The sequence below is a fragment of the Tenacibaculum adriaticum genome, assembly GCF_008124875.1.
GTDB lineage: Bacteria > Bacteroidota > Bacteroidia > Flavobacteriales > Flavobacteriaceae > Polaribacter > Polaribacter adriaticus.
The window spans coordinates 215,394-241,449 of sequence record NZ_VNIA01000004.1; the positions used below are offsets into that span (position 1 = coordinate 215,394).

General features: G+C 31.8%; 23 protein-coding genes and 5 tRNA genes. 24 read left to right on the forward strand and 4 right to left on the reverse strand.

Annotation, left to right across the window (positions count from 1 at the left end; genetic code table 11):
* Nucleotides 1-82: 82 nt before the first annotated feature.
* Nucleotides 83-1,384 (forward strand): DUF2851 family protein, encoded by a 1,302-nt coding sequence (locus tag C7447_RS12485; RefSeq protein WP_148870849.1) that lies wholly within the window; start codon nt 83-85, stop codon nt 1,382-1,384.
* A 94-nt stretch (nt 1,385-1,478) separates the two neighbouring features.
* Entirely contained in the window at nt 1,479-2,222 is a 744-nt protein-coding gene (locus tag C7447_RS12490) for an SH3 domain-containing protein (protein WP_148870850.1), read from the forward strand.
* Between the two features lie 60 nt (nt 2,223-2,282).
* Here the strand turns inward: C7447_RS12490 and C7447_RS12495 are convergent, their stop codons facing one another.
* The 4 genes from C7447_RS12495 to uvrA form a co-directional block, all read right to left on the reverse strand.
* Entirely contained in the window at nt 2,283-4,736 is a 2,454-nt protein-coding gene (locus C7447_RS12495; protein ID WP_148870851.1) for an alpha-ketoacid dehydrogenase subunit alpha/beta, read from the reverse strand.
* 118 nt (nt 4,737-4,854) lie between these two features.
* Nucleotides 4,855-7,677: a gluzincin family metallopeptidase gene (locus C7447_RS12500; RefSeq protein ID WP_148870852.1), complete on the reverse strand. Its 2,823-nt coding sequence runs from the start codon at nt 7,675-7,677 to the stop codon at nt 4,855-4,857.
* Between the two features lie 62 nt (nt 7,678-7,739).
* On the reverse strand, nt 7,740-8,447 hold the full coding sequence (locus C7447_RS12505) for an LOG family protein (RefSeq protein WP_148870853.1): 708 nt from the start codon (nt 8,445-8,447) through the stop codon (nt 7,740-7,742).
* Between the two features lie 44 nt (nt 8,448-8,491).
* The gene (gene uvrA, locus C7447_RS12510) at nt 8,492-11,314 is read right to left on the reverse strand and encodes an excinuclease ABC subunit UvrA (protein WP_148870854.1); all 2,823 of its coding nucleotides are present in this window, start codon (nt 11,312-11,314) and stop codon (nt 8,492-8,494) included.
* Nucleotides 11,315-11,421: 107 nt separating this feature from the next.
* Here uvrA and C7447_RS12515 point away from each other — a divergent pair, with 107 nt between their 5' ends.
* The 22 genes from C7447_RS12515 (at nt 11,422) to rplL (ending at nt 25,859) form a co-directional block, all read left to right on the forward strand.
* On the forward strand, nt 11,422-11,649 hold the full coding sequence (locus C7447_RS12515; protein WP_148870855.1) for a PspC domain-containing protein: 228 nt from the start codon (nt 11,422-11,424) through the stop codon (nt 11,647-11,649).
* A complete protein-coding gene (locus tag C7447_RS12520; RefSeq protein ID WP_148870856.1) occupies nt 11,649-12,650 on the forward strand; it encodes a potassium channel family protein in 1,002 nt (333 codons plus the stop codon). The genes C7447_RS12515 and C7447_RS12520 overlap by 1 nt, the downstream gene beginning before the upstream one ends.
* Entirely contained in the window at nt 12,650-13,555 is a 906-nt protein-coding gene (locus tag C7447_RS12525) for an SDR family oxidoreductase (RefSeq protein ID WP_148870857.1), read from the forward strand. Before C7447_RS12520 ends, C7447_RS12525 begins: the two co-directional genes overlap by 1 nt.
* Nucleotides 13,556-13,639: 84 nt before the next feature.
* On the forward strand, nt 13,640-15,328 hold the full coding sequence (locus C7447_RS12530) for an alanine/glycine:cation symporter family protein (protein WP_148870858.1): 1,689 nt from the start codon (nt 13,640-13,642) through the stop codon (nt 15,326-15,328).
* A gap of 23 nt (nt 15,329-15,351) precedes the next feature.
* On the forward strand, nt 15,352-16,251 hold the full coding sequence (locus tag C7447_RS12535) for a ComEA family DNA-binding protein (RefSeq protein ID WP_148870859.1): 900 nt from the start codon (nt 15,352-15,354) through the stop codon (nt 16,249-16,251).
* A 23-nt stretch (nt 16,252-16,274) separates the two neighbouring features.
* Complete coding sequence (locus tag C7447_RS12540) at nt 16,275-17,441, forward strand: acyl-CoA dehydrogenase family protein (RefSeq protein WP_148870860.1); 1,167 nt, start codon at nt 16,275-16,277, stop codon at nt 17,439-17,441.
* Nucleotides 17,442-17,792: 351 nt separating this feature from the next.
* The gene (locus C7447_RS12545) at nt 17,793-19,178 is read left to right on the forward strand and encodes an alpha-amylase (protein ID WP_148870861.1); all 1,386 of its coding nucleotides are present in this window, start codon (nt 17,793-17,795) and stop codon (nt 19,176-19,178) included.
* A gap of 312 nt (nt 19,179-19,490) precedes the next feature.
* Complete coding sequence (gene rpsU / locus C7447_RS12550; RefSeq protein ID WP_148870862.1) at nt 19,491-19,688, forward strand: 30S ribosomal protein S21; 198 nt, start codon at nt 19,491-19,493, stop codon at nt 19,686-19,688.
* A gap of 101 nt (nt 19,689-19,789) precedes the next feature.
* Nucleotides 19,790-20,680: a tyrosine-type recombinase/integrase gene (locus tag C7447_RS12555; RefSeq protein ID WP_148870863.1), complete on the forward strand. Its 891-nt coding sequence runs from the start codon at nt 19,790-19,792 to the stop codon at nt 20,678-20,680.
* 4 nt (nt 20,681-20,684) lie between these two features.
* Nucleotides 20,685-21,005: an HPF/RaiA family ribosome-associated protein gene (locus tag C7447_RS12560; protein ID WP_148870864.1), complete on the forward strand. Its 321-nt coding sequence runs from the start codon at nt 20,685-20,687 to the stop codon at nt 21,003-21,005.
* 97 nt (nt 21,006-21,102) lie between these two features.
* Nucleotides 21,103-21,176, forward strand: a tRNA-Thr gene (locus C7447_RS12565).
* 42 nt (nt 21,177-21,218) lie between these two features.
* Nucleotides 21,219-21,301: transfer RNA gene (locus C7447_RS12570), tRNA-Tyr, on the forward strand.
* Between the two features lie 69 nt (nt 21,302-21,370).
* Nucleotides 21,371-21,443: transfer RNA gene (locus tag C7447_RS12575), tRNA-Gly, on the forward strand.
* Nucleotides 21,444-21,455: 12 nt separating this feature from the next.
* A tRNA-Thr gene (locus tag C7447_RS12580) sits at nt 21,456-21,528 on the forward strand.
* 70 nt (nt 21,529-21,598) lie between these two features.
* On the forward strand, nt 21,599-22,786 hold the full coding sequence (gene tuf, locus C7447_RS12585) for an elongation factor Tu (RefSeq protein WP_148870865.1): 1,188 nt from the start codon (nt 21,599-21,601) through the stop codon (nt 22,784-22,786).
* Between the two features lie 60 nt (nt 22,787-22,846).
* Nucleotides 22,847-22,919 (forward strand) — tRNA-Trp (locus C7447_RS12590).
* Between the two features lie 14 nt (nt 22,920-22,933).
* Nucleotides 22,934-23,125: a preprotein translocase subunit SecE gene (gene secE / locus C7447_RS12595; RefSeq protein ID WP_148870866.1), complete on the forward strand. Its 192-nt coding sequence runs from the start codon at nt 22,934-22,936 to the stop codon at nt 23,123-23,125.
* A 2-nt stretch (nt 23,126-23,127) separates the two neighbouring features.
* A complete protein-coding gene (nusG, locus tag C7447_RS12600; RefSeq protein WP_148870921.1) occupies nt 23,128-23,676 on the forward strand; it encodes a transcription termination/antitermination protein NusG in 549 nt (182 codons plus the stop codon).
* A gap of 66 nt (nt 23,677-23,742) precedes the next feature.
* Nucleotides 23,743-24,180: a 50S ribosomal protein L11 gene (gene rplK / locus C7447_RS12605; RefSeq protein WP_148870867.1), complete on the forward strand. Its 438-nt coding sequence runs from the start codon at nt 23,743-23,745 to the stop codon at nt 24,178-24,180.
* 20 nt (nt 24,181-24,200) lie between these two features.
* Nucleotides 24,201-24,893: a 50S ribosomal protein L1 gene (gene rplA, locus C7447_RS12610; RefSeq protein WP_148870868.1), complete on the forward strand. Its 693-nt coding sequence runs from the start codon at nt 24,201-24,203 to the stop codon at nt 24,891-24,893.
* 20 nt (nt 24,894-24,913) lie between these two features.
* A complete protein-coding gene (gene rplJ / locus C7447_RS12615; protein WP_148870869.1) occupies nt 24,914-25,432 on the forward strand; it encodes a 50S ribosomal protein L10 in 519 nt (172 codons plus the stop codon).
* 49 nt (nt 25,433-25,481) lie between these two features.
* On the forward strand, nt 25,482-25,859 hold the full coding sequence (gene rplL, locus C7447_RS12620) for a 50S ribosomal protein L7/L12 (RefSeq protein ID WP_148870870.1): 378 nt from the start codon (nt 25,482-25,484) through the stop codon (nt 25,857-25,859).
* Nucleotides 25,860-26,056 lie beyond the last annotated feature (197 nt).

The following is a 26,056-nucleotide window of genomic DNA, read 5'->3' on the forward strand; positions in this document are numbered from 1 at the left end:
ATGGATACTAAAAATTGCCATTATTTAAACTTATAAGTGGATAGAATAAATTTTTGTAAATTGAAAATCAAACAATTGCAATATGAAAGAAGAGTTTTTGCACTATGTGTGGCAATACAAATTGTTTTCATCAGAGCTGGTAACGACTGGCAATGAAAAAATAAAAATTCTCAAAAATGGAAGTCTAAATAAAAACTCTGGACCTGATTTTTTAAATGCTCAACTTGAAATTGATAATCAAATTTGGGTTGGTAATGTGGAGATTCATTTAAAATCTTCAGATTGGTATGTACATCAACATGAAACCGACGTAAATTATGATGCGGTAATTTTACATGTGGTATATGAAGACGACACGCAGGTTTTTATGAAAAATAATACGCCTCTTCCAACTTTAGAATTAAAAGATAAGATTGATAAAGGCTTGTTGAATGACTATCAAAATTTATTCTCAACACAGTTACGTTGGATTCCTTGTGAAGGTCAAATAGCTGAAGTTGATAAGTTTTTATTGAGTAATTGGTTAGAACGATTGTATTTTGAGCGTTTAGAAAACAAATCTATTGTTATTAAACAATTATTGGAGCAATCAAACAATGATTTTGAAGTGGTCTTGTTTCAGTTACTAGCTAAAAACTTCGGTTTAAAAGTAAATGCAGATGCTTTTTTAAGTTTAGCACAATCACTCGATTTCTCTATTATTAAAAAAGAACGTTTTAAAGAGAAGTCGTTAACATCATTACTGTTTGGGCAAGCTGGCTTTTTAGAAGACAATTTAGAAAGTGAGTTTCATTATCAACTTAAAAAAGAATATGCATATTTAAAGCATAAATATAATTTACAATCGCTGGCTAATAGTCAGTTTCAGTTTTTTAGAATGCGGCCCAATAATTTTCCAACAATTAGAATAGCGCAATTAGTTTCATTGTATCATCAATATCAAAATTTATTTTCAAAATTGATGGAAATAAAGAAGGCAGAAGATTTTTATTTGTTGTTTGCTGTTGAGGTAAATGAGTTTTGGAAATCACATTATACATTTGAAAAGGAATCAAAAAAATCACCAAAAAAACTAACAAAGCCATTTATAGATTTGTTAATTATAAATACGATTATTCCTTTAAAATTTGTTTATGAACAAAGTAGAGGAGAAGTAGACGAAACTCAAATATTAAAACTCATTAAACAATTAAAACCAGAGAAGAACTCAACCATCTCTAAGTTTGCTGATTTTAAAATAAAAGCTAATAATGCTTTCGAAACACAAGCTTTATTAGAACTCAAAAGCAACTATTGTACACCGAAACATTGTTTGCAATGTGGAATAGGAAATAGCTTGTTAAGAAAAAATGATACTATGAACAAATTATTAAAGAGAGATTAAAAGGTAAGTTTCATTATATTAAAGTTTTATAGTAATGGGTTTTATTATGATGGTTTGATAAAAATTATATATTTGTGATTAAACTTAACCTAAAATGAAAAAAATACTTATTACTATTATTTCAATTTCTTTTTTATTTACAAGCTGTAAACAGGAAGGAAAAACAACAAAAACTAAAGACGATAATCAAACAATACAAAGTTTAAGTGATTCGACAGAAGAGGTCGAGCCTAGCGAAGCAATTTGTTTGTTAGATAAGTTGTCTGTAAGAGAAACTCCTAACGCAAAAGGAAAATGGATTACATCTATGAGTTTAGGTGAAAAAGTTATTTTTACTGGAGCAGAAACTACAGATTCAATTTCAAAAAAACAATATTATAAAGTAAAGTTGGTAGATGGTAAAGAAGGTTGGACAAGATCTAGTTTTTTGGTTGTAGATGGAAAAGTGGGGGTGATGCTAGCCGAAGTAAGTATTTATAAAAGACCTGATTTACTTACGAAAACAGAAAATAAATATAGCCCAATGGATATTATTGCAGTTATATCTACTCAAGATGAGTGGATTAATGTTAAAGGGAAAAGAGCTGATGGTAAATATATTGAGGAAGGTTGGATTAAGTCGTCTAATATTTCTGAGAACCCAGTAGATATTGCAACAGCTAAATTTGCAATAACAGCATTGTCTAAAGAATCAATGACGGATAGAATAGAAGCTTTGCAAGAAATAGTTAATAATTCTGATCTAGCTACTTCTAGTTTTATAGGAGTTTTAAATGAAAAGATTAAAGATTATAAAGAAAAGAATAGCGTAAAACTAGACCCCCCATCAGATATCTAGATAAAAAAAAGCCGTTTAAACTTTTTAAACGGCTTTTTTTATGGATATTTAATATTATGACTAATATAAACTCTTAAATTTAACCGGATTTGCTTCGTGCATAATTTCATACACTTTTTCAAATACGTCTTCAGCCGATGGTTTAGAGAAATAATCTCCATCCGTTCCATAAGCAGGGCGATGCGCTTTTGCTGTTAAAGTTTGTGGTTTGCTATCTAAATGTTTGTATCCGTTTTGGTTTTCAACAATTTCTTGTAGTAAGTAGGCTGAAGCTCCACCAGGAACATCTTCATCTACCACTAATAATCTGTTTGTTTTTGCAACTGATTTTACCGTGTCGTGATTTAAATCAAAAGGTAATAAACTTTGAGCATCAATAATTTCAATTTCAATACCAATTTGTGTTAAATCTTTTGCTGCTTCTTCAATGATTCTTAAAGTAGATCCGTAAGAAACAATAGTAATATCAGTTCCCTTTTTTATGGTTTCAACCACACCTACAGGAGTTTTATATTCTCCTAAGTTGGTAGGTAATTCTTCTTTTAATCGGTATCCGTTTAAACATTCCACGATTAAAGCAGGTTCATCACTGGCTAACATTGTATTGTAAAAACCAGCAGCTTGAGTCATGTTTCTTGGGACCAAAACATGAATTCCGCGTATGTTGTTAATGATTCCTCCCATAGGAGACCCTGCATGCCAAATTCCTTCTAAACGGTGTCCGCGTGTACGAATAATTAATGGCGCTTTTTGCTTTCCAAAAGTACGATAACGAAGTGTAGCCAAATCGTCGCTCATAATTTGTAAAGCGTATAATAAATAGTCTAAATATTGAATTTCAGCAATTGGTCGTAAACCTCGCATAGCCATTCCAATTCCTTGACCTAAGATAGTTGCCTCTCTAATTCCAGTATCAGAAATACGTAATTCACCAAACTTTTCTTGCAATCCTTCTAAACCTTGATTTACATCACCTATATGACCTGCATCTTCACCAAAAATTAAAGCTTCAGGATATTTACTGAAGATAGCATCAAAATTGTCACGCATAATAATACGTGCATCAACAGTATTTTTTTCTGATGAATAGGTTGGTTTTACAGCATTTATATTGGTCGCAGCTTTTTCGTTTTCGCTCATTAAATGAGAAGAATATTTAACAGCTGCTTGTTCGGTAGCATTTTTGATGAAGTTTTGTAGCTCAATTTTTTCAGCAAAATCCTCTTCTCTAATTAATCGTAAGGTTTTACGACATGCTATTAATATATCTTTTCTGATTGGCTCAGTAATGGCAGATAGATCGTTTTTGTATTTGTTGATAAAAGTTCTGTTTTCACTTTTTTGAGCAACGCTATCTAATAGTTTTACAGCTATACCAACTTCAGCTTTAATTTCATTGATAAAACTGTTCCAGGCATCTCGTTTTGCAGTAGAAACTTCTTTTTTAGCTTCTTTTTCAATACTTAATAATTCTTCTTCACTATCAACAAAACGAAGTAGATCACCGTTTGAATCTTGTAATTCAAACTCTAAAATCCATTTACGCATTTGATTGATACAATCAAATTCTTGTTCCCACTCTAAACGTTCTGCAGATTTATATCTTTCATGTGAGCCAGAAGTAGAATGTCCTTGCGGTTGTGTTAATTCTTTAACGTGAATTAATACAGGAATATGTTGTTCTCTTGCAATTTTTGAAGCTCTGTTGTAAACATCAGTTAATTGTACATAATCCCATCCGTTTACAACGATGATTTCGTATCCGTTAGTATCGTTTTCTTTTTGAAAACCCTTTAAAATTTCAGAAATACTTTCTTTAGTAGTTTGGTATTTTGCATGTACAGAAATTCCATATTCATCATCCCAAACACTCATAATCATAGGTACTTGTAAAACACCTGCTGCATTAATTGTCTCGAAAAATAATCCTTCACTGGTACTTGCGTTACCAATAGTACCCCAAGCAACTTCATTCCCTTTATCTGAAAAATTAGTGAAACTTTCTAGCCCTTGTACATTTCTATAAATTTTAGAAGCTTGAGCTAAACCTAATAAACGAGGCATTTGACCTGCTGTAGGGGAAATATCTGAGGATGAATTTTTTTGTGCAGTTAAGTTTTTCCAGTTTCCATTTTCATCTAAAGAATGTGTCGCAAAATGTCCGCCCATTTGGCGACCAGCCGACATTGGCTCTTTTTCCACATCGGTATGTGCATATAAACCTGCAAAAAATTGTTGAGGTGTTAATTGGCCAATAGCCATCATAAACGTTTGATCTCTATAATAGCCAGAGCGAAAATCTCCATTTTGAAAAGCCTTAGCCATGGCTAATTGTGGTACTTCTTTTCCGTCTCCGAAAATTCCGAATTTAGCTTTTCCTGTTAACACTTCTCTTCTTCCTAATAAACTACACTCGCGACTAATTCTTGCAATTCTATAGTCGGTTAACACTTCTTTTTTAAAATCTTGAAAAGAAAGTTGTTGAGCATTAGATACTTCTACTTCTTGTGTCATACTAATAGGTTTTTTGGTATTGCTACAAAGGTAGTTTTTTAAATTGAAATTTAAAAACAATCTATTTTTTTGCACAAATCGCAATATTTCGTTAAAAATTAGATTTTTGTTGAAGAATCTACAATATTCCCCTTCGAATAAAATTATAAATTCTATCAAGATTGGTTGTTATAACAAATCGCACTTTTGAAGAATACGCTGGTTGATTAAGCTCCCACCCTTGATTGGTATAAACAGGTAAATAAAATTCCAAAATGTTGGGGATGAAATTTAATCGGATACCGTTTTCGTAAAAAATACGAGGATTATCATCTCTGTTTTTTAATAAAGCAATATCATTATAAACTTCTAGCCATCGCCAAACGCTAACGCTAGAATTACCAGATAGAATGAATTGATTTGCATAGGAGTTTTCTCTATAAAAAGATTTAAAACCGCCATCTGCAATTACGAATTGCTGACTAAAAAGACCATCTGCTTCTGACCTTCCAAAGAGATTTTCTTCAAATAAATAATCAGAACCTCTGTTTAAACCAAAACTAAAATAATTTCCTTCGGATGCGTTTGATAAAAAGATTCCACCAAAAAAGCGTAAATCGAAACTTCTATTTTCATCAAAATATTCTCTGTAACGAAAATCTGTAGAAAGTTTGGTAAAGTTATTTGCTAACTCTGCATTTAAAGCATATTGAAGGCTTTTAATAACATCGGGTTTATTGTAAACATACTTTAGGTTAGCAACTTTATAATGATCTCGCTCAGTTGCTTGTTGTCCTTGAGCAATTTCTTTATTGATGTAAAATAGTTTTCCTATTAAAAATTTAGAACCTACATCTCGTAAACTATTCCTTCTGAATTGGATGCTTGCATACGGAGATAAAGCGTTATAGGCTAAATTTGGCGCGTAATGAAAATTACTTCCACTGAGACCATATTTAATTTTATAAATTTTTGATTTTTCTAAAAAGTGATTGTATCCTAAAGAAAATCCACCAGTTATGCTGTTACTTTTTGTACCGTAATTTGGAGTGATGCTTAATTCAAAATTATGTTTAATAATAGCTCTGTTACTAAAATTTACACCTAAAATAATTCCATCATATAGGTTGTATTTAATATCGGGTTTGTAAAAAATTTGATTATAATAGGCATTTTCAACATCTTTTAAAAAACGAAATTGAAGCGGTTTATGAATTAATGTGTTGTTGGTGTTTCTAAAATTATCTAGTGAATTATATTCAGGATATATTTGCTCGTAGTTTAAAGCTAATTTATCAAAACCATTCGCTTTAATTTTAATAGTTTTAGTGCTATCAACATCAGTTATCCAAGTTTTAAAATGCACTTTTTTCTTTTGAACCCCATATAGAGCAACTGGAGCTGTAATGTTCCGTTTGTTTTTGATGGTAACCTCTAAAGAATCCTTATTTTTTGTAAACTTTACTTTTTTAATTTTATAATCAATTTTTTTACTGGTTTGTATATAATCTCCAAAAAACCATCGTAAATCTTTACTTGTTTTGTTCTGTATAATAGAAGCAAAAGCGTCACTATCTGTTATTTTTAATTTATAATTGTTATAGAATTCATTTAAAGAATTTTTTAAAACATCTTCACCAACAAAATCTTGTAAATATTTTAAACCTAAACCAGCTTTGTATTTGCTAACTACTTTTCTATTAAAATTAGATAAAGAATCTGAACGCATATTTAAGGGTTGATCGTAAAACTTTCGTGCACTAAATTGATAAATAAAAGGATATTTATCGTTATGATTTAGTTTTGCTAAATTGTATTTTCGAATTCCCCAATACTTAGCATATTTGCCTAAAACACTTACGTTGGAGTAGTATTTTTTAATATACTCCATCATCATAAATGTTTGAATTCCATCGTTTAACCAATAATCTTTTCTTTTGTTTAAAAGTAAAATATCATCGATATATTTAGTAGTTAATGCCTGAAAAAAATGCATTTCCCATTTAAAATTTTCAGGATATGGTTTTAGCCAATGAGGTAAACCATAGATTTCTCTGAGCGAATTTTTGTTTACTGTATTAGCATCTATCAATAATTCTAAATGTGGGTGTTTGCCAATATACTCTTCAATAAAACTAATTTCTCTTTGTATAATTTTTCGTGTAGCAGAATAATTTATTTTATTATCAAAAATATCTGTTTTAATTTCTGTATTTTTTGTTTGAAACGATTTAAATCGTTTCTCTTTGTTGATATTAATAATGATGTCTTTTTTATCATTACCGACTAAATAGTAATTAGTTAGGTTTCCTTTTTTTGTTTTGTATTGGTATAAATTACTTTCTACGATAAAGTTTTTAGGTACGTTTAAATCTATAGTATAATATGCAACATCTTGGTATAAATCATCCATATTTAAGTTACTCATAGTTTGCCATTTGTTGTCTTGAAACACAGCAGGAACTAAATACCAATAGCGTAAATGATACCCTTTTTTAGTTTTTCCGTACCCAGTAAATTTTGCACTAGGAAGTTTAACAATGTAAGTAGATGATATTACAATACTATCTTTAGAGGCAAGGGGCTCTGGTAAAGTTATTTTTAAAATATCTGGTTGATCTTTTAATGTTTCAAAATCTGATTGTAAATGGTTTACGGTAATATTGAAGACTTTAGTACTTCCTTTGTCTTTACTTTTTGAAAAATAAAAATCTTTTTTATAATCTTCAACAAAACGTTTACCTAAAGGTGTTTCATTATCTCTAAAACTATTTGCCCAATTATGAAGAAAAAAGTTTGTTAGGGTTTTATTAGAAGTATTAAAAAAGGTTGTTTTTTGTTGAATTTTTATAGAATGGTTTAGCGTATCTAATTCCGCTTTTATGTGAATAGAATTATTTTGAGCTTTAACAATTGTAAAACTCAACACAAAAATTAAAAAGAGTGCTTTTCTAAAATTCAATGTTTATAAAAATAAAAAACTCGTTGTAAGTGATACAACGAGTTGAATATAAAATATATTTTTTAGAAGTTTGGTTTTAATTGATATTTCTCGTAGAATTTATTAAAATGCTCAACAGCTTCATCTGCAGTGTCGACCACTCTAAATAAATTTAAGTCTTTTTCACTAATATTTCCTTCTTCTATTAAGGTGTTTTTAATCCAGTCGATTAAACCTCCCCAGAATTTTGTGCCTATTAAAACAATAGGAAAACGCCCAATTTTGTTAGTTTGAATTAGGGTAATAGCTTCAAAAAGTTCATCCATGGTACCAAAACCACCAGGCATTACTACAAAACCTTGCGAGTATTTTACGAACATTACTTTACGAACAAAGAAATAATCAAAATCTAAACTTTTTCCATTGTCAATCCAAGGATTGTCATGTTGTTCAAAAGGTAATTCAATATTTAAGCCAACAGAAGTCCCATTACCTCTATGTGCTCCTTTATTACCAGCTTCCATAATTCCAGGTCCACCACCAGTAATTACACCAAATCCATTTTGAGTTAATTTATAAGCTACTTCTTCTGCTAAAATGTAGTATTTGTTATCAGGTTTAGTTCTTGCAGATCCAAAAATTGAAACACAAGGACCTATTTTACTTAGTCTTTCGTAACCTTCAACAAACTCCGCCATAATTTTAAAAATAGCCCAAGAATCGTTTGTTTTTATCTCATTCCACGTCTTTTGTTGTAATTTTTCGCGGATTTTTCTATCTTCATTTGTCATTTTTAATCACTTTTTATTTATATTTTTCTTAAAAAGAAAGCGCGCTAAGTTAGTTCTTTTTTCAAAAACTTGGCAGTGTAACTTTTTTTATGTTTTGCAACTTCTTCCGGTGTACCAGTAACTAAAACACTTCCACCTTTTTTACCACCTTCCATACCAATATCTATAATATAATCCGCTAATTTTATAACATCTAAATTATGTTCAATAATTAGAACCGTATTGCCTTTATTAGTTAATTTATTTAGAACTTCCATTAGTACACGAATGTCTTCAAAATGCAAGCCTGTTGTAGGTTCATCCAAAATATAAAAGGTATTACCAGTATCTTTTTTAGATAATTCAGTGGCTAGTTTTATACGTTGTGCTTCACCACCAGAAAGTGTTGTAGATTGTTGTCCGAGGGTAATATATCCTAAACCGACATCTTTAATCGTTTTAATTTTTCGATGAATTTTAGGAATGTTTTCGAAGAATTGAACAGCTTCATTAATAGTCATTTCTAATACATCAGAAATTGATTTACCTTTATAACGAATTTCCAATGTTTCTCGGTTAAAACGTTTTCCTTGACATGTTTCACATTCCACATGAACATCAGGGAGAAAATTCATTTCAATAACACGTACTCCGCCACCTTGACAAGTTTCACAACGACCACCTTTTACATTAAAACTAAAGCGACCAGGTTTATAGCCACGAATTGATGCTTCTGGGGTTTTAGCGAATAGGCTACGTACTTCACCAAAAACACCCGTGTAAGTGGCAGGGTTAGAACGTGGAGTTCTTCCGATTGGAGACTGATCAATATCGATAACTTTATCGATGTGTTCTAAGCCTTCTATCTTTTTGTAAGGCATTGGTTTTTTAACTGCACGGTAAATATGCGCATTTAAAATAGGGTACAAAGTTTCATTGATTAAAGTAGATTTTCCACTACCTGAAACACCCGAAACACAAATCATTTTTCCTAAAGGAAATTCAACCGTAACGTTTTTTAAATTATTACCTGTAGCTCCAAATAGTTTAATACTTTTTCCATTGCCTTCTCTACGTTTTTTAGGAACATCAATTTTTTTTCTTCCCGATAAATAATCAGCAGTTAAGGTGTTGTGTGTTTTTAAATCTTCAAAAGTACCTTCACTTACTATTTCTCCCCCATGACGACCAGCGCCAGGACCAATATCTAACACGAAGTCAGCTTGTTCAATCATATCTTTGTCATGTTCTACGACTAAAACAGAATTACCAACATCGCGTAAGGTTAGTAAAGATTGAATCAACTTTTCATTATCTCGTTGATGTAAACCAATACTAGGTTCATCTAAAATGTAAAGAACTCCCACCAATTGTGAGCCAATTTGAGTTGCTAAACGGATACGTTGTGCTTCGCCTCCAGATAGAGATTTTGAAGTTCTATCTAAGGTCAAATAATCTAATCCAACGTCTAATAAAAACTGAATACGAGTTCGGATTTCCTTCAGTATTTCTGAAGCAATTGTTAATTGTTTTTTTGATAATTTTTTTTCAATAGTAGCAAACCAATTTGCTAATTCAACTACATCCATTTTAGCTAAATCGCTAATGTTTTTGTCAAAAATCTTAAAGTGAAGGGCTTCTTTTTTGAGTCTTTTTCCTTTGCAGGTAGGGCAAGCAACTTCATCCATAAAACCTTTTGCCCAACGTTTTATAGAAGTGCTATCGGCATTTTTATACTGACTTTCAATAAAAGCTACAATTCCTTCGAAATCAATTTCATATTTACGAGTAACACCTAAGTCTTTAGAGGTTATTTCAAAAGTTTCGTTACCTCCATGTAAAATAACAGTTAAAGCTTCCTTCGGAATTTTATTAATTGGATCTGTTAATTTAAAATCATAACGCTCGGCAATATTTTGTAGCTGTTTAAAAATCCAACTATTTTTTTGCTCTCCTAATGGTGTGATTCCTCCATTTTTTATAGAAATAGTATTGTCTGGAATAACTTTGTTAAAATTGATTTCGTTGGTAATTCCCAATCCGTTACAAGAAACACAAGCTCCTTTCGGGGAGTTGAATGAAAAGGTATTAGGCTCAGGGTTTGGATAAGCAATTCCAGTAGTAGGACACATCAATTCACGACTAAAATAACGTGGATTGTTATCATCTACATCAATTACCATTAAAATATTATCACCTGTATACAACGCCGTTTTAATAGTTTCCTCTAAGCGTTTTTCTGCGGATGCGTTTACAACTAATCGATCAATCACCACTTCAATATCGTGGGTTTTGTACCGATCGAGTTTCATCCCTTTTTCAATCTCTTTAATCTCCCCATCAACACGAACTCTAACAAATCCTTGTTTCGAAATTTGCTCAAACAGTTCGCGATAATGTCCTTTTCTCGACTTAATTAAAGGGGCAAGAATAGCGATGCGTTTATCAGTAAAATCAGACAAAATTAATTCTTTGATTTGTTCATCTGAATAGCTTACCATTTTTTCTCCTGTGTTATAGGAATATGCATCTGAGGCACGTGCGAAAAGCAAACGTAAAAAATCGTAAATCTCGGTTATAGTTCCAACAGTAGAACGCGGACTCTTATTAGTCGTTTTTTGTTCTATGGATATTACAGGTGAAAGACCATCGATTTTATCAACATCAGGTCTTTCTAATCCGCCTAAAAACTGACGTGCATATGCAGAAAATGTTTCGATATAACGTCGCTGACCTTCGGCATAAATAGTGTCAAAAGCCAATGAAGATTTTCCGCTACCGCTTAAACCAGTAATAACTACTAGCTTTTCACGAGGAATTTTTATATCAATATTTTTTAAATTATGTACGCGTGCACCGTAAACTTCAATGTATTCTTGTTCTTTCAATGTTGAAATTTTGAGAAAAAAGCAAATTTACGCAATCCAATTCTATTTTGTTTGTAGACTTGATAACAAATAAAGTTAAAATGTTATCTTGCAGTAAAATTGATATAATGAAATTCATTCATTCTGTACGACATTTTTTTGAACGACATGGGTTTGCAGTATCATCAAGATTTGCAGACAGACTGGGTATGCGTGCTTCTAATGTACGTTTATTTTTTATTTATATTTCTTTTGTAACTGTTGGGTTATCTTTTGGGTTATATCTTACTTTAGCTTTTTTATTGCGCTTAAAAGATATGATTTACACCAAGCGAACTTCTGTTTTTGATTTGTAATGAATTCTGTACTTGAATCACGATTATATAAAGCCATTTTCTTTTCTGTATTGATATTGTCAATGGGAATTTTTGGTTATGCAATATTGTTCAATTATTCTTTAATTGATGCGTTGTATATGACTATTATAACTATTACAACAATTGGTTATGGTGAAGTACATCCGTTTGGAACAGAAGAAAAAATATTTACGATTGGATTAATTTTATCGAGTTTATTTACCTTTGGTTATGCAGTCTCATCCTTTTCTGAATATTTAATCAGTGGTCAGTTTTTTCATCAAATAAAACTAAAAAAAGTGCAAAAAAAAATAGAAAAATTAGAAGGACATACCATCGTTTGCGGTTTTGGAAGAAACGGGAAGCAAGCTATTTCTAAATTGAATAATTACAAACAAGATGTAGTAGTTGTAGAGCAAAATAGAGAATTGATAGAATTGCTCGATGCAGATAAAATTTTGAATATTGAAGGAGATGCAACTTTAGATGAAGCTTTGCTACGTGCAGGGATAAAAAATGCTAAAAGTTTAATTACTGCCTTGCCATCGGATGCAGATAATTTGTTTGTAGTTTTAACAGCACATCAGTTAAATAAAGACTGTAAAATTATAAGCAGAGCATCAAACGAGAGTTCATACAAAAAACTGAAATTTGCAGGAGCAGATAATGTAATTATGCCTGATAAATTAGGAGGAGCGCATATGGCCTCATTAGTAGTAACTCCAGATGTAATTGAATTTGTAGATAGATTAACAATTGCAGGTGATACGACTACAAATTTGGAAGAAATAGCCGTTAATGATTTACCCGATGAATATCTTAATAAAACAATTTTAGATTTAGATTTAAGAAAAAAAACGGGATGTACTGTAATTGGTTTTAAAACTCCGAAACAAGAATATGTTATTAACCCTGAAGCTTCTGTGAAATTAGTTTCCGATTCAAACTTAATTGTACTTGGAAGACCAGAACAAATTAAGAAACTAAGAGAGATTTTTTAATGAAAAAAGTATTGATTACAGGAAGTAATGGGTTGTTAGGACAGTCGTTATTAGATTTGTTTTTAGAAGATAATAACTTTGAAATTATTGCTCTTTCTAGAGGCGAGAACCGTTATCCTAAAACTAAAGGTTATAAGTACTTCAATATAGATGTAACGGAATTTGAGAAACTAGAACAAATTGTAATCAGCGAAGTTCCTGATTTTATTATCAATACAGCAGCTATGACCAATGTAGATACTTGTGAAGATAATAAAGAGGACTGTGATAAAATTAATGTGGAGTTGGTTCAGAACCTTGCAGGTTTATGTGAAGAAATTAACTCACATCTCATTCATATTTCTACTGATTTTATTTTCGATGGGAAAAAGGGATATTATAAAGAGACTGATAAACCAAACCCATTAAGTTACTACGGATTGTCAAAATTGAAATCAGAAGAAATTCTTATTAACTCATGTATCGATTATACGATTCTTCGTACTATTTTGGTGTATGGAAAAGTACATGATATGAGTAGAAATAATATCGTGTTATGGGTACGAAAAATGCTTTCCGAAGGGAAAGAAATTACGATTGTAAAAGATCAATTTCGTATGCCAACTTATGTAGAAGATTTAGCACTAGCTTGTAAAGTATGTATAGAAAAAAAGGCTAAAGGAATATTTAATATTTCTTCTAATACGTTATTAAGTATTTATGAAATTGCGCAACAAATTGCAGATGTTTTTGAGTTGGATAAATCACTTATAAAATCAATATCGTCGAAAACATTAAATCAACGAGCTGTAAGACCTGTAAAAACAGGTTTTAATTTAGATAAAACGCAAGAAGAGTTACAGTTGCAGTTAAATCCTTTTAAGAAAGATTTACAAAGATTTAAAGAAAATATAACTGGAAGTTAAGATTTAACAATGAAAAGTTGTCAAAAGTACAATTTTTTATGATATTGCGCGCTACTAATTCAAGTAAAACAATACTTTAATATTATGAAGAAATTACTTCTTACGTTGCTGTGTATTATAGCACCGATGTTAACATTTGCACAAGAAAAAGGTTTAGATCAACAAATTGATGAAGGGTTCAAACCTATTTCAGATTTCTTTAGCAATGTGATTTTTTTCTCAATAGCAGGCACACCATTCGTTTTAATTCTACTAGTTTTTAGTGCTGCTTTTTTCACTGTTTATTTTGGTTTTCCTAATATTCGTCATTTCTGGACAGCAATTAATGTTGTAAGAGGAAAGTATGAAGATATTGAAAAACACGGAGCCCAACTTTTATATGGTGAAGATGGAATTGCTCAAGGTGTAGATATGAATACTATTGATGATATTGAAGAGCATATAGAAAATATTGAAAATTTACATAGTGATCTAGAGATAGATGGAGATATAAAAGATACGATTAGAGATGAAAGTCAAGAAGGAGAAGTTACTCATTTTCAAGCGTTAGCAACTGCAGTTTCAGGTACAGTTGGTAATGGTAATATTGCTGGTGTAGCTTTGGCTATTGCTTTAGGTGGGCCGGGAGCAACATTTTGGATGATTGTTTGTGGTTTATTAGGGATGTCTACCAAATTTGTAGAATGTACATTAGGTGTTCATTATCGTGACGTTGGAAAAGATGGTACTGTTTACGGTGGCCCAATGTATTATTTATCAAAAGGGTTAAAAGAAAAAGGATTTAAGACTTTAGGAAAAATATCGGCTGTTTTATTTGCAATTTTCTGTATTGGAGGTTCTTTTGGAGGAGGTAATGCTGCGCAATCTAACCAAGCAACAGTTGTAATTAAAGAATTATTAGGTTTAGAGAGCACTAGTGCAGGAGCTATAATTGGTTTAGTTTTAGCATTTGTAGTTGGTATTATTATTATTGGAGGTATTAAGAGGATTGCAACTGTTACAGAAAAAGTAGTTCCGTTTATGGCATTACTTTATATTGTGGCTTGTTTGTATATTATTCTTAGTAATTTTACTTTAATAGATGATGCAATTGGATTAATTTTTAGTGAAGCTTTTAATCCTAAGGCGATTGGAGTTGGTGGAGTTATAGGTGTACTTTTAGTTGGTTTTAAAAGAGCCGCATTTTCTAATGAAGCAGGGGCAGGTTCTGCATCTATTGCACACTCTGCTGTAAGAACAAAATATTCAGCATCTGAAGGATTGGTAGCATTATTAGAACCATTTATAGATACTATAGTTATTTGTACCATGACAGCTTTAGTAATTGTTATTTTTAATTTTGGTGGAGCTTTTCAATATGGGGGAGATGGTACTGGAGCAGTATTTATTGATGGAATAGCATATGAAGGAGCAGGTATTACTTCTAAAGCTTTTGCTCAATTTATTCCGTTTTCAAATGTGTTTTTAACAATAGCAGTTGTTTTATTTGCAGTTTCTACTATGATTTCGTGGTCTTACTACGGATTACAATCTTGGAAGTTTTTATTTGGTAGAGGTAAAAAAGCTGATTTAACATATAAAATATTATTTTTAACGTTTGTGGTGATTGGTGCAGCAGCAAGTATGAAATCAATTTGGGATTTTTCAGATGCAATGATTTTTGCTATGGTTTTCCCTAACATGGTTGGTTTATATTTCTTAATGCCAGTTGTTAAAAAACAACTAAAGCGTTATTTAACTGCAATTAGTATGAAAGAAGAAGCTCTAGAGTAGAACTTACTTTTAGTTTTTATAATATGAAAAATTTTAAATCCCATTTCTGGTATAGCAAAAGCCAACGAAATGGGATTTTGTTTTTATTTGTAGTCATAATTCTTGCCCAAGCTTTATATTTTTTTGTTGATTTTTCTTTTGATGAATTGCAAAATACAAATCACCCGGAATTGTTAACTTTCCAAAAAGAAATAGATAGCTTAAAAATTGTAGAGCTTGAAAATAGAAAACCCAAACTTTATCCTTTCAATCCAAATTATATAACCGATTTTAAAGGGTATCAGTTAGGAATGTCGGTAAATGAAATTGATAGATTGCATAGTTATAGAAAGCAAAATAAGTTTGTAAACTCTGTTAAAGAATTTCAGCAAGTAACAAAAGTGCATGATACATTATTAAATAAAATAGCTACATATTTTAAATTTCCAGATTGGGTTGTAAAGCGTAATCAAAAAAAGGATGTTAGTTTTAGTAATAAAGAAAATTCATATAGTAAAAAGAAATATCCAGAGAAAGTAATTTCTACAAATGATATTAATAAAGCAACAGCAGAAGATTTGACAATTGTTAATGGTATTGGAGAAAAGCTCTCTCAAAGAATTATAAAATACCGTTCTAGATTAAAAGGTTTTTCTTATCCCGAACAATTATACGAAGTTTGGAATATAGAGCCAGAAGTTATAAAAAGAGTTTTACAAACTTTTAAAATAATTACAGAACCAATTATCGAAAAAATAAATGTTAATACGGCAACATTTAAAGAAGTATTAAAAAATCCATATATAGATTATGAGTTGTGTAAGAAAATTTTTGATTATCGAGATGAGGTTGCTGAACTTCAAAATATTTCAGAATTAAAAAACATTGAAGGTTTTCCGGTAAATAAATACGAGAGAATAATCTTATATTTGGAAGCAAAATAGCAAACAAACAATCAAATTAACTTATGAGCAGTATGTATTTTACTGAAGAGCATGATGCTTTTCGTAAAAGTTTTAGAGAATTTTTACAAAAAGAAGTTGTTCCGCATATCGATAAATGGGAAAAATCAGGAACTATAGAACGTTTCATCTGGAAAAAATTCGGAGAAATGGGATACTTTGGGTTAAATCAACCAGAAGAATATGGAGGTTTAAATCTAGATCTTTTTTATACAACAATATTTTTAGAAGAATTACAACGTATCAACTCTGGTGGATTTGCTGCAGCAATGTGGGCACATGCATATTTAGCGATGACCCATGTTAATAAAGAAGGAGATGATCGTATTAAAAAAGAATATCTAACACCAAGTATAGAAGGTGATAAAATAGGATGCTTATGTATTACGGAACCTTTCGGAGGAAGCGATGTGGCAGGCATGCGTACGACAGCTATTAAAAAAGGAGATGCATATGTTATTAATGGTTCTAAAACGTTTATAACGAATGGTGTTTATTCAGATTATTTAGTAGTTGCTGCTAAAACGGATCCAGAAGCAAAACATGCAGGAATGAGTATTTTTATCATGGATAGAAATACACCAGGGATATCTTCAACCAAATTAGATAAACTAGGATGGAGAGCTTCAGATACTGGTGAAATTGCATTCGATAATGTAGTAGTGCCTGCAGAAAATTTAATGGGAGAAGAAGGAAAAGGTTTTCCATATATCATGCAGCATTTTGCATTAGAGAGATTGGTAATGGGAATTAATGCACATGCTCGTGCCGAATTTGCTGTAGAGTATGCTATTCAATATATGAGCGAACGAGAAGCTTTCGGAAAAACGATTAATAAGTTTCAAGCATTACGTCATAAAGTTGCAGAAATGGCGAGTAGAGTAGATATGTGTAAAGAATATAATTATTCAATTACAAAACGTTTGAATGACGGGCAATATGTGGTAAAAGAAGCAAGTATGAGTAAATTACTTTCAACAAAAATGGCAGATGAAGTTATTTACGATGCGCTTCAATTATTAGGAGGCTATGGCTATATGGAAGATTACCCACTAGCAAGAATGTTACGAGATAGCCGTTTAGGACCCATTGGAGGAGGAACTTCTGAAATATTAAAAGAGATTATTGCCAAAATGGTTATTGACGGTAAAGAATATAAAGTAGCAACATAATATTTTGGTATTATATGTTTACATAGTACTGAAATCATAAATTATAGTATATCGTAGTATATATAAAATGAAATCCCGCTTCGGCGGGATTTGTATTTTATAAAAGGTTAGTTTAAAAGAAAGTATAGAAATACTGTCTTTTTGTTTAATTTAAAAAGAAGTTTAAAATTGAATTCCTTGTTGTGTTGGTAATATCAATAAATAAAAGTTAATTTATTTGTTATTTGACACTTATTACTTTTTAAAATTATAAAATCAACAACTTATTAACACGAAATCGTTTTCGTTTCTATATCGATTTCGCAATTCGAGATTCTCTTTATAACTTACCATCAACTAAATCAAATAATTATGAAAACCCTTCAAAAATTAATTAAGTTTATCGTACCGATAATCATCATTTTTATCGGATGTTCATCCGAAGAAAACATTCAAACTGAATTAAAATCTGATGTAAAAGAAACAGCAAGTAATCTATCTGCTCGTGCAGGATTAAAACCCATAGGCTCTGGAGTTATGATGCAAGCTTTTTATTGGGATGTTCCCGCAGGAGGAACTTGGTGGCAAACGGTAGAAAGCAAAGTACAAGATTGGAGTAATGCAGGTATTGATGCTATTTGGTTACCTCCAGTAACTAAAGCACAAAATGGAGCTTTCTCAATGGGATATGATCCTTTTGATTATTATGATTTTGGTGAGTACAATCAAATGGGAAGTGTTGAAACACGTTTTGGTTCAAAATCAGAATTACAAAGTTTAATAGGAGAGGCACATAATGCTCAATTAAGTGTTATTGCAGATATTGTTATCAACCATAATAGTGGAGGAGATAGTGAGGTAAATCCTATTAATGGTCAATCAAACTGGACGGATTTTAATCCGTTATCGGGTAAGTTCTTTAGAACATATAATGATTTTCATCCAAACGGAATTCATAATAATGATTCTGGAGCTTTCGGAGGTTTTCCAGATTTATGCCATCACCAAAACTACGTGCAAGATTGGTTATGGAAAAATCCAGAAAGCGTTGCGAAATATTATAAAAATGTAATCGGTTTTGATGGTTGGCGATTCGACTATGTAAAAGGTTTTGAGCCATGGGTAGTAAAAGATTGGAAAAATGAAGTTGGTGGATTTTCGGTAGGTGAGTATTGGGATGGTAATGCAGGAACTCTTGATTGGTGGACTAGTCAAGCTGAAGTGAGTGCTTTTGACTTTGCATGTTATTATAGAATGCGTGATGCATTTGAAGGAAATGATTTAAATCATTTAAATGATGATATGCTATGGAAAAGAAACTCAACACGAGCAGTAACTTTCGTAACCAATCATGATACTGATGAAATTTTTAGTGGTAAAATGTTGGCCTATGCTTATATTTTAACACACGAAGGATATCCAACAATTTTTTATCAAGATTATGAAGAATGGTTAAATAAAGAGCGTTTAAATAATTTAATCTGGATACATAATAATCTAGCTAGCGGAACTACCAATATATTGTATACAGATAATGATGAATATGTAGCCAAAAGAAATGGACAAAACAGTGCTGGTTTAGTCGTTTATATTAATAATTCTAACTCTTGGCAAGAACGTTGGGTAGAAACGAATTGGTCTAATACTTTAATTAAAGATTATACAGGGCATTCTAATTGGGAGCCTGTTACACAAAGTGGTCGTTGGGTAAAAATTCAAGTACCACCAAAAAGTTATTCAGTTTGGGCGCCAAAATAGTATTTGATCGTTACGATTTTATAGCTAAACATATTAATATAGTTTAGTGTGTAATCAGTTATTTGTTTTCATTAAACACACTTACCCGACGAATTAAATCGTCGGGTTTTTTATGGGGTCTTTCGTGTTAAGAATGAGTCTATGTTTAATCTTTAATCGAAGTGCTAAAATTAATTTATGAAACATTGTTAAATTAAAAGAAGTTTGTATCTTTGCAATCCAAATTTAAGAAAAAATAGAATGTGATAAGTAGAACATAGTCTGCTAATTACATTAAAAATATAAGATACAGATGAAAGGAGGTGCAAAAACATGTTAATTATTCCAGTTAAAGAAGGAGAGAATATCGATAGAGCGTTAAAACGTTATAAGAGAAAATTCAACAACACTCAAGCAATGAGATTATTAAGAGATCGAAAGCAGTTTGACAAACCTTCAGTAGTTAAAAGAGCACAAAAGCTTAAAGCCTCTTACGTTCAGAAATTAAAAACACAAGAAGAGTTAGGATAATCATTTAATGTCTTAAACAATAATATAAAGTCTGCATAATTTATGCAGACTTTTTTATATTAGGATTTTGTAACTTTGAAGTTGAATTTATTATATAATATATGTTGTTAACTTCCTTTTTAGAATACCTCTCTTATGAGAAAAATTATTCTCAAAATACAGTAACTGCTTATAAAACAGATTTAATTGCATTTCGAGACTTTTGTGTTACAGAGTTTAAAGAAGAAGAATTAGCGACCATACATTATAATCAAATTAGAAGTTGGATTGTTAGTTTGGTAAATCAAGGTATTTCAAATAGAACGATTAATCGAAAAATTAGCTCTTTAAAAACCTTTTATAAGTTCTTGCAGAAAATAGGAGAAGTGGAAGTGAATCCATTAGCAAAACATAAAGCTTTAAAAGTTCAAAAGAAAAGTCAGATTCCCTTTACAAAAAAAGAAGTAAATCAAGTTCTCGAAAGTTTAGATAATGAAAACGATTTTCTATCTATTCGCAATAAATTAATTATAGAATTATTTTATTCAACAGGAATGAGAAGAGTTGAGCTTATTAATATCAAGGAAAAAGATGTAGATCTTCATAATAAACTAATCAAGGTGCTAGGTAAAAGGAATAAAGAACGTTATGTTCCGTTATTACCTTCTGTTGTAAAAACATTGAGCAAATACTTACAATTAAAAAACAATCATTTTACAAAAGTAGAAGAGCTTTTGATTACAGAAAAAGGAACGAAAATTTACGAAACACTTGTTTACAGGACTATAAATTTGTATTTTAGTCAAGTCTCCACTAAGGTTAAAAAGAGTCCGCATATACTTAGACATACTTTTGCGACTCAAATGCTTAATGAAGGTGCAGACTTAAATTCGGTTAAAGAATTACTAGGACATTCAAGTTTAGCCTCAACTCAAGTTTATACTCATAATAGCTTGGAAAAAATGAAACAAATGTTTAACAAAACTCATCCTAGGAGTAAAAAAAACGATTGATAATATGAAAGTATTCACACAATCAGTAAACTTTAAAGCAGATGCAGATTTAATTAAATTCGCTGAAAAAAAAGTAAGCGGTTTAGAAAAATTTCACGACAAAATTGTTGATGTAGAAGTATTCTTAAAAGTTCAAAAAACGAGCGATAAAGAAAACAAAATAACAGAAATTAAAATCAACATACCAGGTAATGAATTAATTGTTAAAAAAGTAGCAAAAACATTCGAAGAAGGAGTGAGTACAGGGGTAGAATCGTTAAAACGTCAACTAGGAAAATCAAAAGAAAAATCTAAAGAGAAACGAAAGGATTCTTTAGTATCATAAAAACATAAAAAATATTTGAAAAAAGTTTTAGAAATCCAAAATTACTTTTTACATTTGCAGTCCGTTAGAAATAGCGGATTGTTTTTTTATGAAAACAGCCGATGTAGCTCAGCTGGCTAGAGCAGCTGATTTGTAATCAGCAGGTCGTGGGTTCGAGTCCCTCCATCGGCTCAAAAAAAGTAAAAGTTCTTTTAAATAGGATTAAAAATTATCGGGGAGATTCCAGAGCGGCCAAATGGGACGGACTGTAACTCCGTTGTCTTACGACTTCGCAGGTTCGAATCCTGCTCTCCCCACTTTTTAAAACTGAGTAATTAATATGTTAAGCTTCAATTTTTAACTGTTAAAGAAAAGTTTTAAAATCCGCGAGAGTAGCTCAGTTGGTAGAGCGTCAGCCTTCCAAGCTGAATGTCGCCGGTTCGAACCCGGTCTCTCGCTCTAAAATTCCAAGCCGGTGTAGCTCAGTTGGTAGAGCGCATCCTTGGTAGGGATGAGGTCACCGGTTCAAATCCGGTCATTGGCTCTTCTTTAAAGAGGGTAAGAATTTTAAAATAACACTAAATATATTTAACTAAGAATTAAAATTAATAATCATGGCAAAAGGAACTTATGATCGTTCGAAACCACACTTAAATGTAGGTACTATTGGTCACGTAGATCACGGTAAAACTACTTTAACTGCTGCTATTACTAAAGTTTTAGCTGATGCAGGTTTTTCTGAAGCAAGAGCTTTCGATCAAATCGATAACGCACCAGAAGAAAAAGAAAGAGGTATTACAATTAACTCTTCTCACGTAGAGTACGCAACAGCTAACCGTCACTATGCACACGTTGACTGTCCTGGTCACGCCGATTATGTAAAGAACATGGTAACTGGAGCTGCGCAAATGGATGGCGCTATCTTAGTAGTTGCTGCTACAGATGGTCCAATGCCGCAAACTCGTGAGCATATCTTATTAGGTCGTCAAGTTGGTATTCCACGTATCGTTGTTTTCTTAAACAAAGTTGATATGGTTGATGATGAAGAGTTGTTAGAGTTAGTTGAAATGGAAGTTAGAGATTTATTATCTTTCTATGAGTATGATGGAGATAATGGACCTGTAATTGCTGGTTCTGCTTTAGGAGCTTTAAATGGTGAAGAAAAATGGGTTAATACAGTTTTAGAATTAATGGAAGCTGTTGATAATTGGATTGAAGAGCCGCCAAGAGATACAGATAAGCCTTTCTTAATGCCTATAGAAGATGTGTTTTCTATTACTGGTCGTGGTACTGTAGCAACAGGACGTATCGAAACTGGTATTATCAATTCTGGAGATCCTGTAGAAATTATCGGTATGGGTACAGAGAAGTTAACTTCAACTGTAACTGGTATTGAAATGTTCCGTCAAATCTTAAACAGAGGAGAAGCTGGAGATAACGCAGGTATCTTATTAAGAGGTATTGCTAAAGAAGATATTAAAAGAGGAATGGTAATCTGTAAGCCAGGTTCTGTTAAGCCACACGCTAAATTTAAAGCTGAGGTTTATATCCTTAAAAAAGAAGAAGGTGGACGTCACACTCCATTCCATAATAACTACCGTCCACAGTTTTATGTTCGTACAACGGATGTAACTGGTAATATTGCTTTACCTGATGGAGTTGAAATGGTTATGCCTGGAGATAACTTAACTATTCACGTTGATTTAATTCAACCAATTGCCTTGAACTTAGGTTTACAGTTCGCTATCCGTGAAGGAGGTAGAACAGTAGGTGCTGGTCAGGTAACTGAAATTTTAGACTAATTAGAAATTAGCAAAATAAATTTAAAAGGTGTCCCGTTTACGGGATGCCTTTATAAATAAACGGGTTTAGCTCAGTTGGTAGAGCACTGGTCTCCAAAACCAGGTGTCGGGGGTTCGAGTCCCTCAATCCGTGCAAATTAAAAGACAATGAATAACTTTATAGATTACATCAAAGGTTCTTTAGAAGAATTAAGTACAAATATGACTTGGGTTTCTCGTGAAGAAGCTCAAAAGTCAACTGTTGTTGTAGCTGCGTTTACAATAATATTTGCATTAGCAGTAGCTGCTATTGATAAAGTTTTTCAAACAGGTTTAGATAATTTCTTTAAAATGTTTTAATGATGGCTGATTCGGTGATGAAATGGTATGTTGTGAGAGCAATCGGTGGTCAAGAAAATAAAGTTAAGAATTATATTGAAACTGAAATTTCTCGTTTAGGATTATCTGATTATGTAAGTCAAGTAATAGTGCCTACAGAAAAGGTTATTCAAATAAGAAATGGAAAAAAAATAAACAGAGAAAGAGTTTACTTTCCAGGGTATATAATGGTTGAAGCTAACTTAGCAGGAGAAGTTCCTCACGTAATTAAATCAGTAACTGGTGTTATTGGTTTTTTAGGTGAAACAAAAGGAGGTGAACCTGTACCAATGCGAAAATCAGAAGTAAACAGAATGTTAGGAAAAGTAGATGAGCTTTCTGTAAAAGATGAGAATTTAGCAATCCCTTATTCAGTTGGTGAAACTGTAAAAGTAGTTGATGGACCATTTAATGGTTTTGATGGTACAATAGAGAAAGTTAATGAAGAAAAGCGTAAGCTTGAAGTAATGGTTAAGATTTTTGGTAGAAAAACACCATTAGAATTAAGTTACATGCAAGTAGAGAAAATATAATTGTTACACCTATATTAGATGTGTTTTTAGCTTCCAACTTAAAACATATCGACTAAATTTTAAACAATGGCAAAAGAAGTAAGTAAATTAGTTAAACTACAAGTAAGGGGAGGTGCTGCGAATCCGTCGCCACCAGTTGGACCCGCTTTAGGTGCTGCCGGTGTTAACATCATGGAGTTCTGTAAGCAGTTTAATGCACGTACACAGGACAAACAAGGTAAAGTTTTACCAGTTGTTATTACAGTTTATACAGACAAGTCTTTCGAATTTGTAGTAAAAACTCCACCAGCCGCAGTACAATTATTAGAAGCGGCCAAAGTTAAAAAGGGTTCAGGAGAGCCTAATAGAAAAAAAGTAGCAAGTGTTTCTTGGGATCAAATCAAAGGAATTGCAGAAGACAAAATGGTAGATATGAATGCCTTTGAAATTGAATCTGCAATGAGAATGATCGCTGGTACTGCTCGTTCTATGGGATTAACAGTAACAGGTGATGCACCTGCATAAACTTTAAAAGATATTTAGAAATGGCAAGATTAACAAAAAAGCAGAAAGAAGCTTATGCTAAGATAGATAGCTCTAAAGTTTATGACTTAAAAGATGCATCAGCATTAGTTAAAGATATTACAAATGTAAAATTTGATGCATCTGTAGATTTAGCTGTACGTTTAGGAGTAGATCCTCGTAAAGCAAATCAAATGGTACGTGGGGTAGTAACATTACCACATGGAACAGGTAAAGATGTAAAAGTTTTAGCATTAGTTACTCCAGATAAAGAAGCAGAAGCTAAAGAAGCAGGTGCAGATTATGTTGGATTAGATGAATACCTTCAAAAAATTAAAGGAGGATGGACAGACGTTGACGTTATTATTACTATGCCAAGCGTTATGGGTAAATTAGGTCCTTTAGGTCGTGTTTTAGGACCAAGAGGTTTAATGCCAAACCCAAAAACAGGTACAGTAACTATGGACGTAGCAAAAGCTGTTACAGAAGTAAAAGCTGGTAAAATTGACTTTAAAGTTGATAAAACTGGTATCGTTCACGCAGCAATTGGAAAAGTATCTTTTGATGCTGATAAAATCCAAGAAAATGCAAACGAGTTGCTTCAAACATTATTAAAATTAAAGCCAACAGCGGCAAAAGGAACTTATATTAAGAGTATTTTTATGTCTTCAACAATGAGTCCTAGTGTAGCTGTAGATGTAAAATCTGTATCGTAAGGCAGTTAAATTTATAGATCATGACTAGAGAAGAAAAATCGCAAGTAATACAAGATTTAACAGCACAATTAGCAGATACTAATACCATCTATTTAGCAGATATATCTGGTTTAGATGCATTAACTACATCAAACTTACGTAGAGCTTGTTTTAAAGCAAACGTACAATTGGCTGTTGTAAAGAACACTTTGCTTGAAAAAGCAATGGAAGCTTCTGATAAAGATTTCGGAGATTTACCAACTGTATTAAAAGGTAATACTTCATTAATGATTGCTGAAGGTGCAAATGCGCCTGCAAAAGTAATTAAAGAGTTTCGTAAAAAATCAAAAGATCGCCCTTTATTAAAAGGTGCATTTGTTGAAGAGTCAGTGTATATTGGAGATGACCAATTAGATGCTCTTGTTAACATTAAATCTAGAGAGGAACTTATTGGTGAGGTTATCGGATTATTACAATCTCCTGCTAAGAACGTTGTTTCAGCGTTACAATCAGGTGGAGGTAAATTAGCAGGTATCTTAAAGACCTTATCAGAAAAATAATTAAGCGCACTATAAACTAAAATAATAAAATTTTTAAAAAACAATTAAAATGGCAGATTTAAAAGATTTCGCAGAACAATTAGTTAACTTAACAGTAAAAGAAGTTAATGAATTAGCTGATATTTTAAAAGAAGAATACGGTATTGAGCCAGCAGCAGCAGCAGTAGCAGTAGCAGCAGGTGGAGCAGCAGCAGGAGGAGACGCAGCTGAAGAAAAAACTGAATTTGATGTAATTTTAAAAGCAGCAGGTGGTTCTAAATTAGCAGTTGTTAAATTAGTTAAAGAATTAACTGGTTTAGGATTAAAAGAAGCTAAAGGTATCGTAGATAGCGCTCCAGCAGCAGTAAAAGAAGGAATCTCTAAAGATGAGGCTGAAGGTCTTAAAGCATCTTTAGAAGAAGCAGGAGCTGAAGTAGAATTAAAGTAAGCTACTATCCCGACTTAAAACGGGAATAACAAATACAGGTTTAGGTGCTAGAGCATAAGTTCTAGCCCTAAACCATTTTGTGTATATATTGGTTCTGTATTTCACTTCATTTATAATATTGTCTTATTTTAAGTTTAACTAACTAAAAATCAATATTTTAAAAAATTGTTATTAACCAAAAAATACAAAAAAACCCG

Coding starts and splice junctions, on each gene's coding strand:
- C7447_RS12485 (WP_148870849.1), top strand. CDS start 83: ATGAAAGAAGAGTTTTTGCACTATGTGTGGCAATACAAATTGTTTTCA.
- C7447_RS12490 (WP_148870850.1), top strand. CDS start 1,479: ATGAAAAAAATACTTATTACTATTATTTCAATTTCTTTTTTATTTACA.
- C7447_RS12495 (WP_148870851.1), bottom strand. CDS start 4,736: ATGACACAAGAAGTAGAAGTATCTAATGCTCAACAACTTTCTTTTCAA.
- C7447_RS12505 (WP_148870853.1), bottom strand. CDS start 8,447: ATGACAAATGAAGATAGAAAAATCCGCGAAAAATTACAACAAAAGACG.
- C7447_RS12515 (WP_148870855.1), top strand. CDS start 11,422: ATGAAATTCATTCATTCTGTACGACATTTTTTTGAACGACATGGGTTT.
- C7447_RS12520 (WP_148870856.1), top strand. CDS start 11,649: ATGAATTCTGTACTTGAATCACGATTATATAAAGCCATTTTCTTTTCT.
- C7447_RS12525 (WP_148870857.1), top strand. CDS start 12,650: ATGAAAAAAGTATTGATTACAGGAAGTAATGGGTTGTTAGGACAGTCG.
- C7447_RS12530 (WP_148870858.1), top strand. CDS start 13,640: ATGAAGAAATTACTTCTTACGTTGCTGTGTATTATAGCACCGATGTTA.
- C7447_RS12535 (WP_148870859.1), top strand. CDS start 15,352: ATGAAAAATTTTAAATCCCATTTCTGGTATAGCAAAAGCCAACGAAAT.
- C7447_RS12540 (WP_148870860.1), top strand. CDS start 16,275: ATGAGCAGTATGTATTTTACTGAAGAGCATGATGCTTTTCGTAAAAGT.
- C7447_RS12545 (WP_148870861.1), top strand. CDS start 17,793: ATGAAAACCCTTCAAAAATTAATTAAGTTTATCGTACCGATAATCATC.
- rpsU (WP_148870862.1), top strand. CDS start 19,491: ATGTTAATTATTCCAGTTAAAGAAGGAGAGAATATCGATAGAGCGTTA.
- C7447_RS12555 (WP_148870863.1), top strand. CDS start 19,790: ATGTTGTTAACTTCCTTTTTAGAATACCTCTCTTATGAGAAAAATTAT.
- C7447_RS12560 (WP_148870864.1), top strand. CDS start 20,685: ATGAAAGTATTCACACAATCAGTAAACTTTAAAGCAGATGCAGATTTA.
- tuf (WP_148870865.1), top strand. CDS start 21,599: ATGGCAAAAGGAACTTATGATCGTTCGAAACCACACTTAAATGTAGGT.
- secE (WP_148870866.1), top strand. CDS start 22,934: ATGAATAACTTTATAGATTACATCAAAGGTTCTTTAGAAGAATTAAGT.
- nusG (WP_148870921.1), top strand. CDS start 23,128: ATGGCTGATTCGGTGATGAAATGGTATGTTGTGAGAGCAATCGGTGGT.
- rplK (WP_148870867.1), top strand. CDS start 23,743: ATGGCAAAAGAAGTAAGTAAATTAGTTAAACTACAAGTAAGGGGAGGT.
- rplA (WP_148870868.1), top strand. CDS start 24,201: ATGGCAAGATTAACAAAAAAGCAGAAAGAAGCTTATGCTAAGATAGAT.
- rplJ (WP_148870869.1), top strand. CDS start 24,914: ATGACTAGAGAAGAAAAATCGCAAGTAATACAAGATTTAACAGCACAA.
- rplL (WP_148870870.1), top strand. CDS start 25,482: ATGGCAGATTTAAAAGATTTCGCAGAACAATTAGTTAACTTAACAGTA.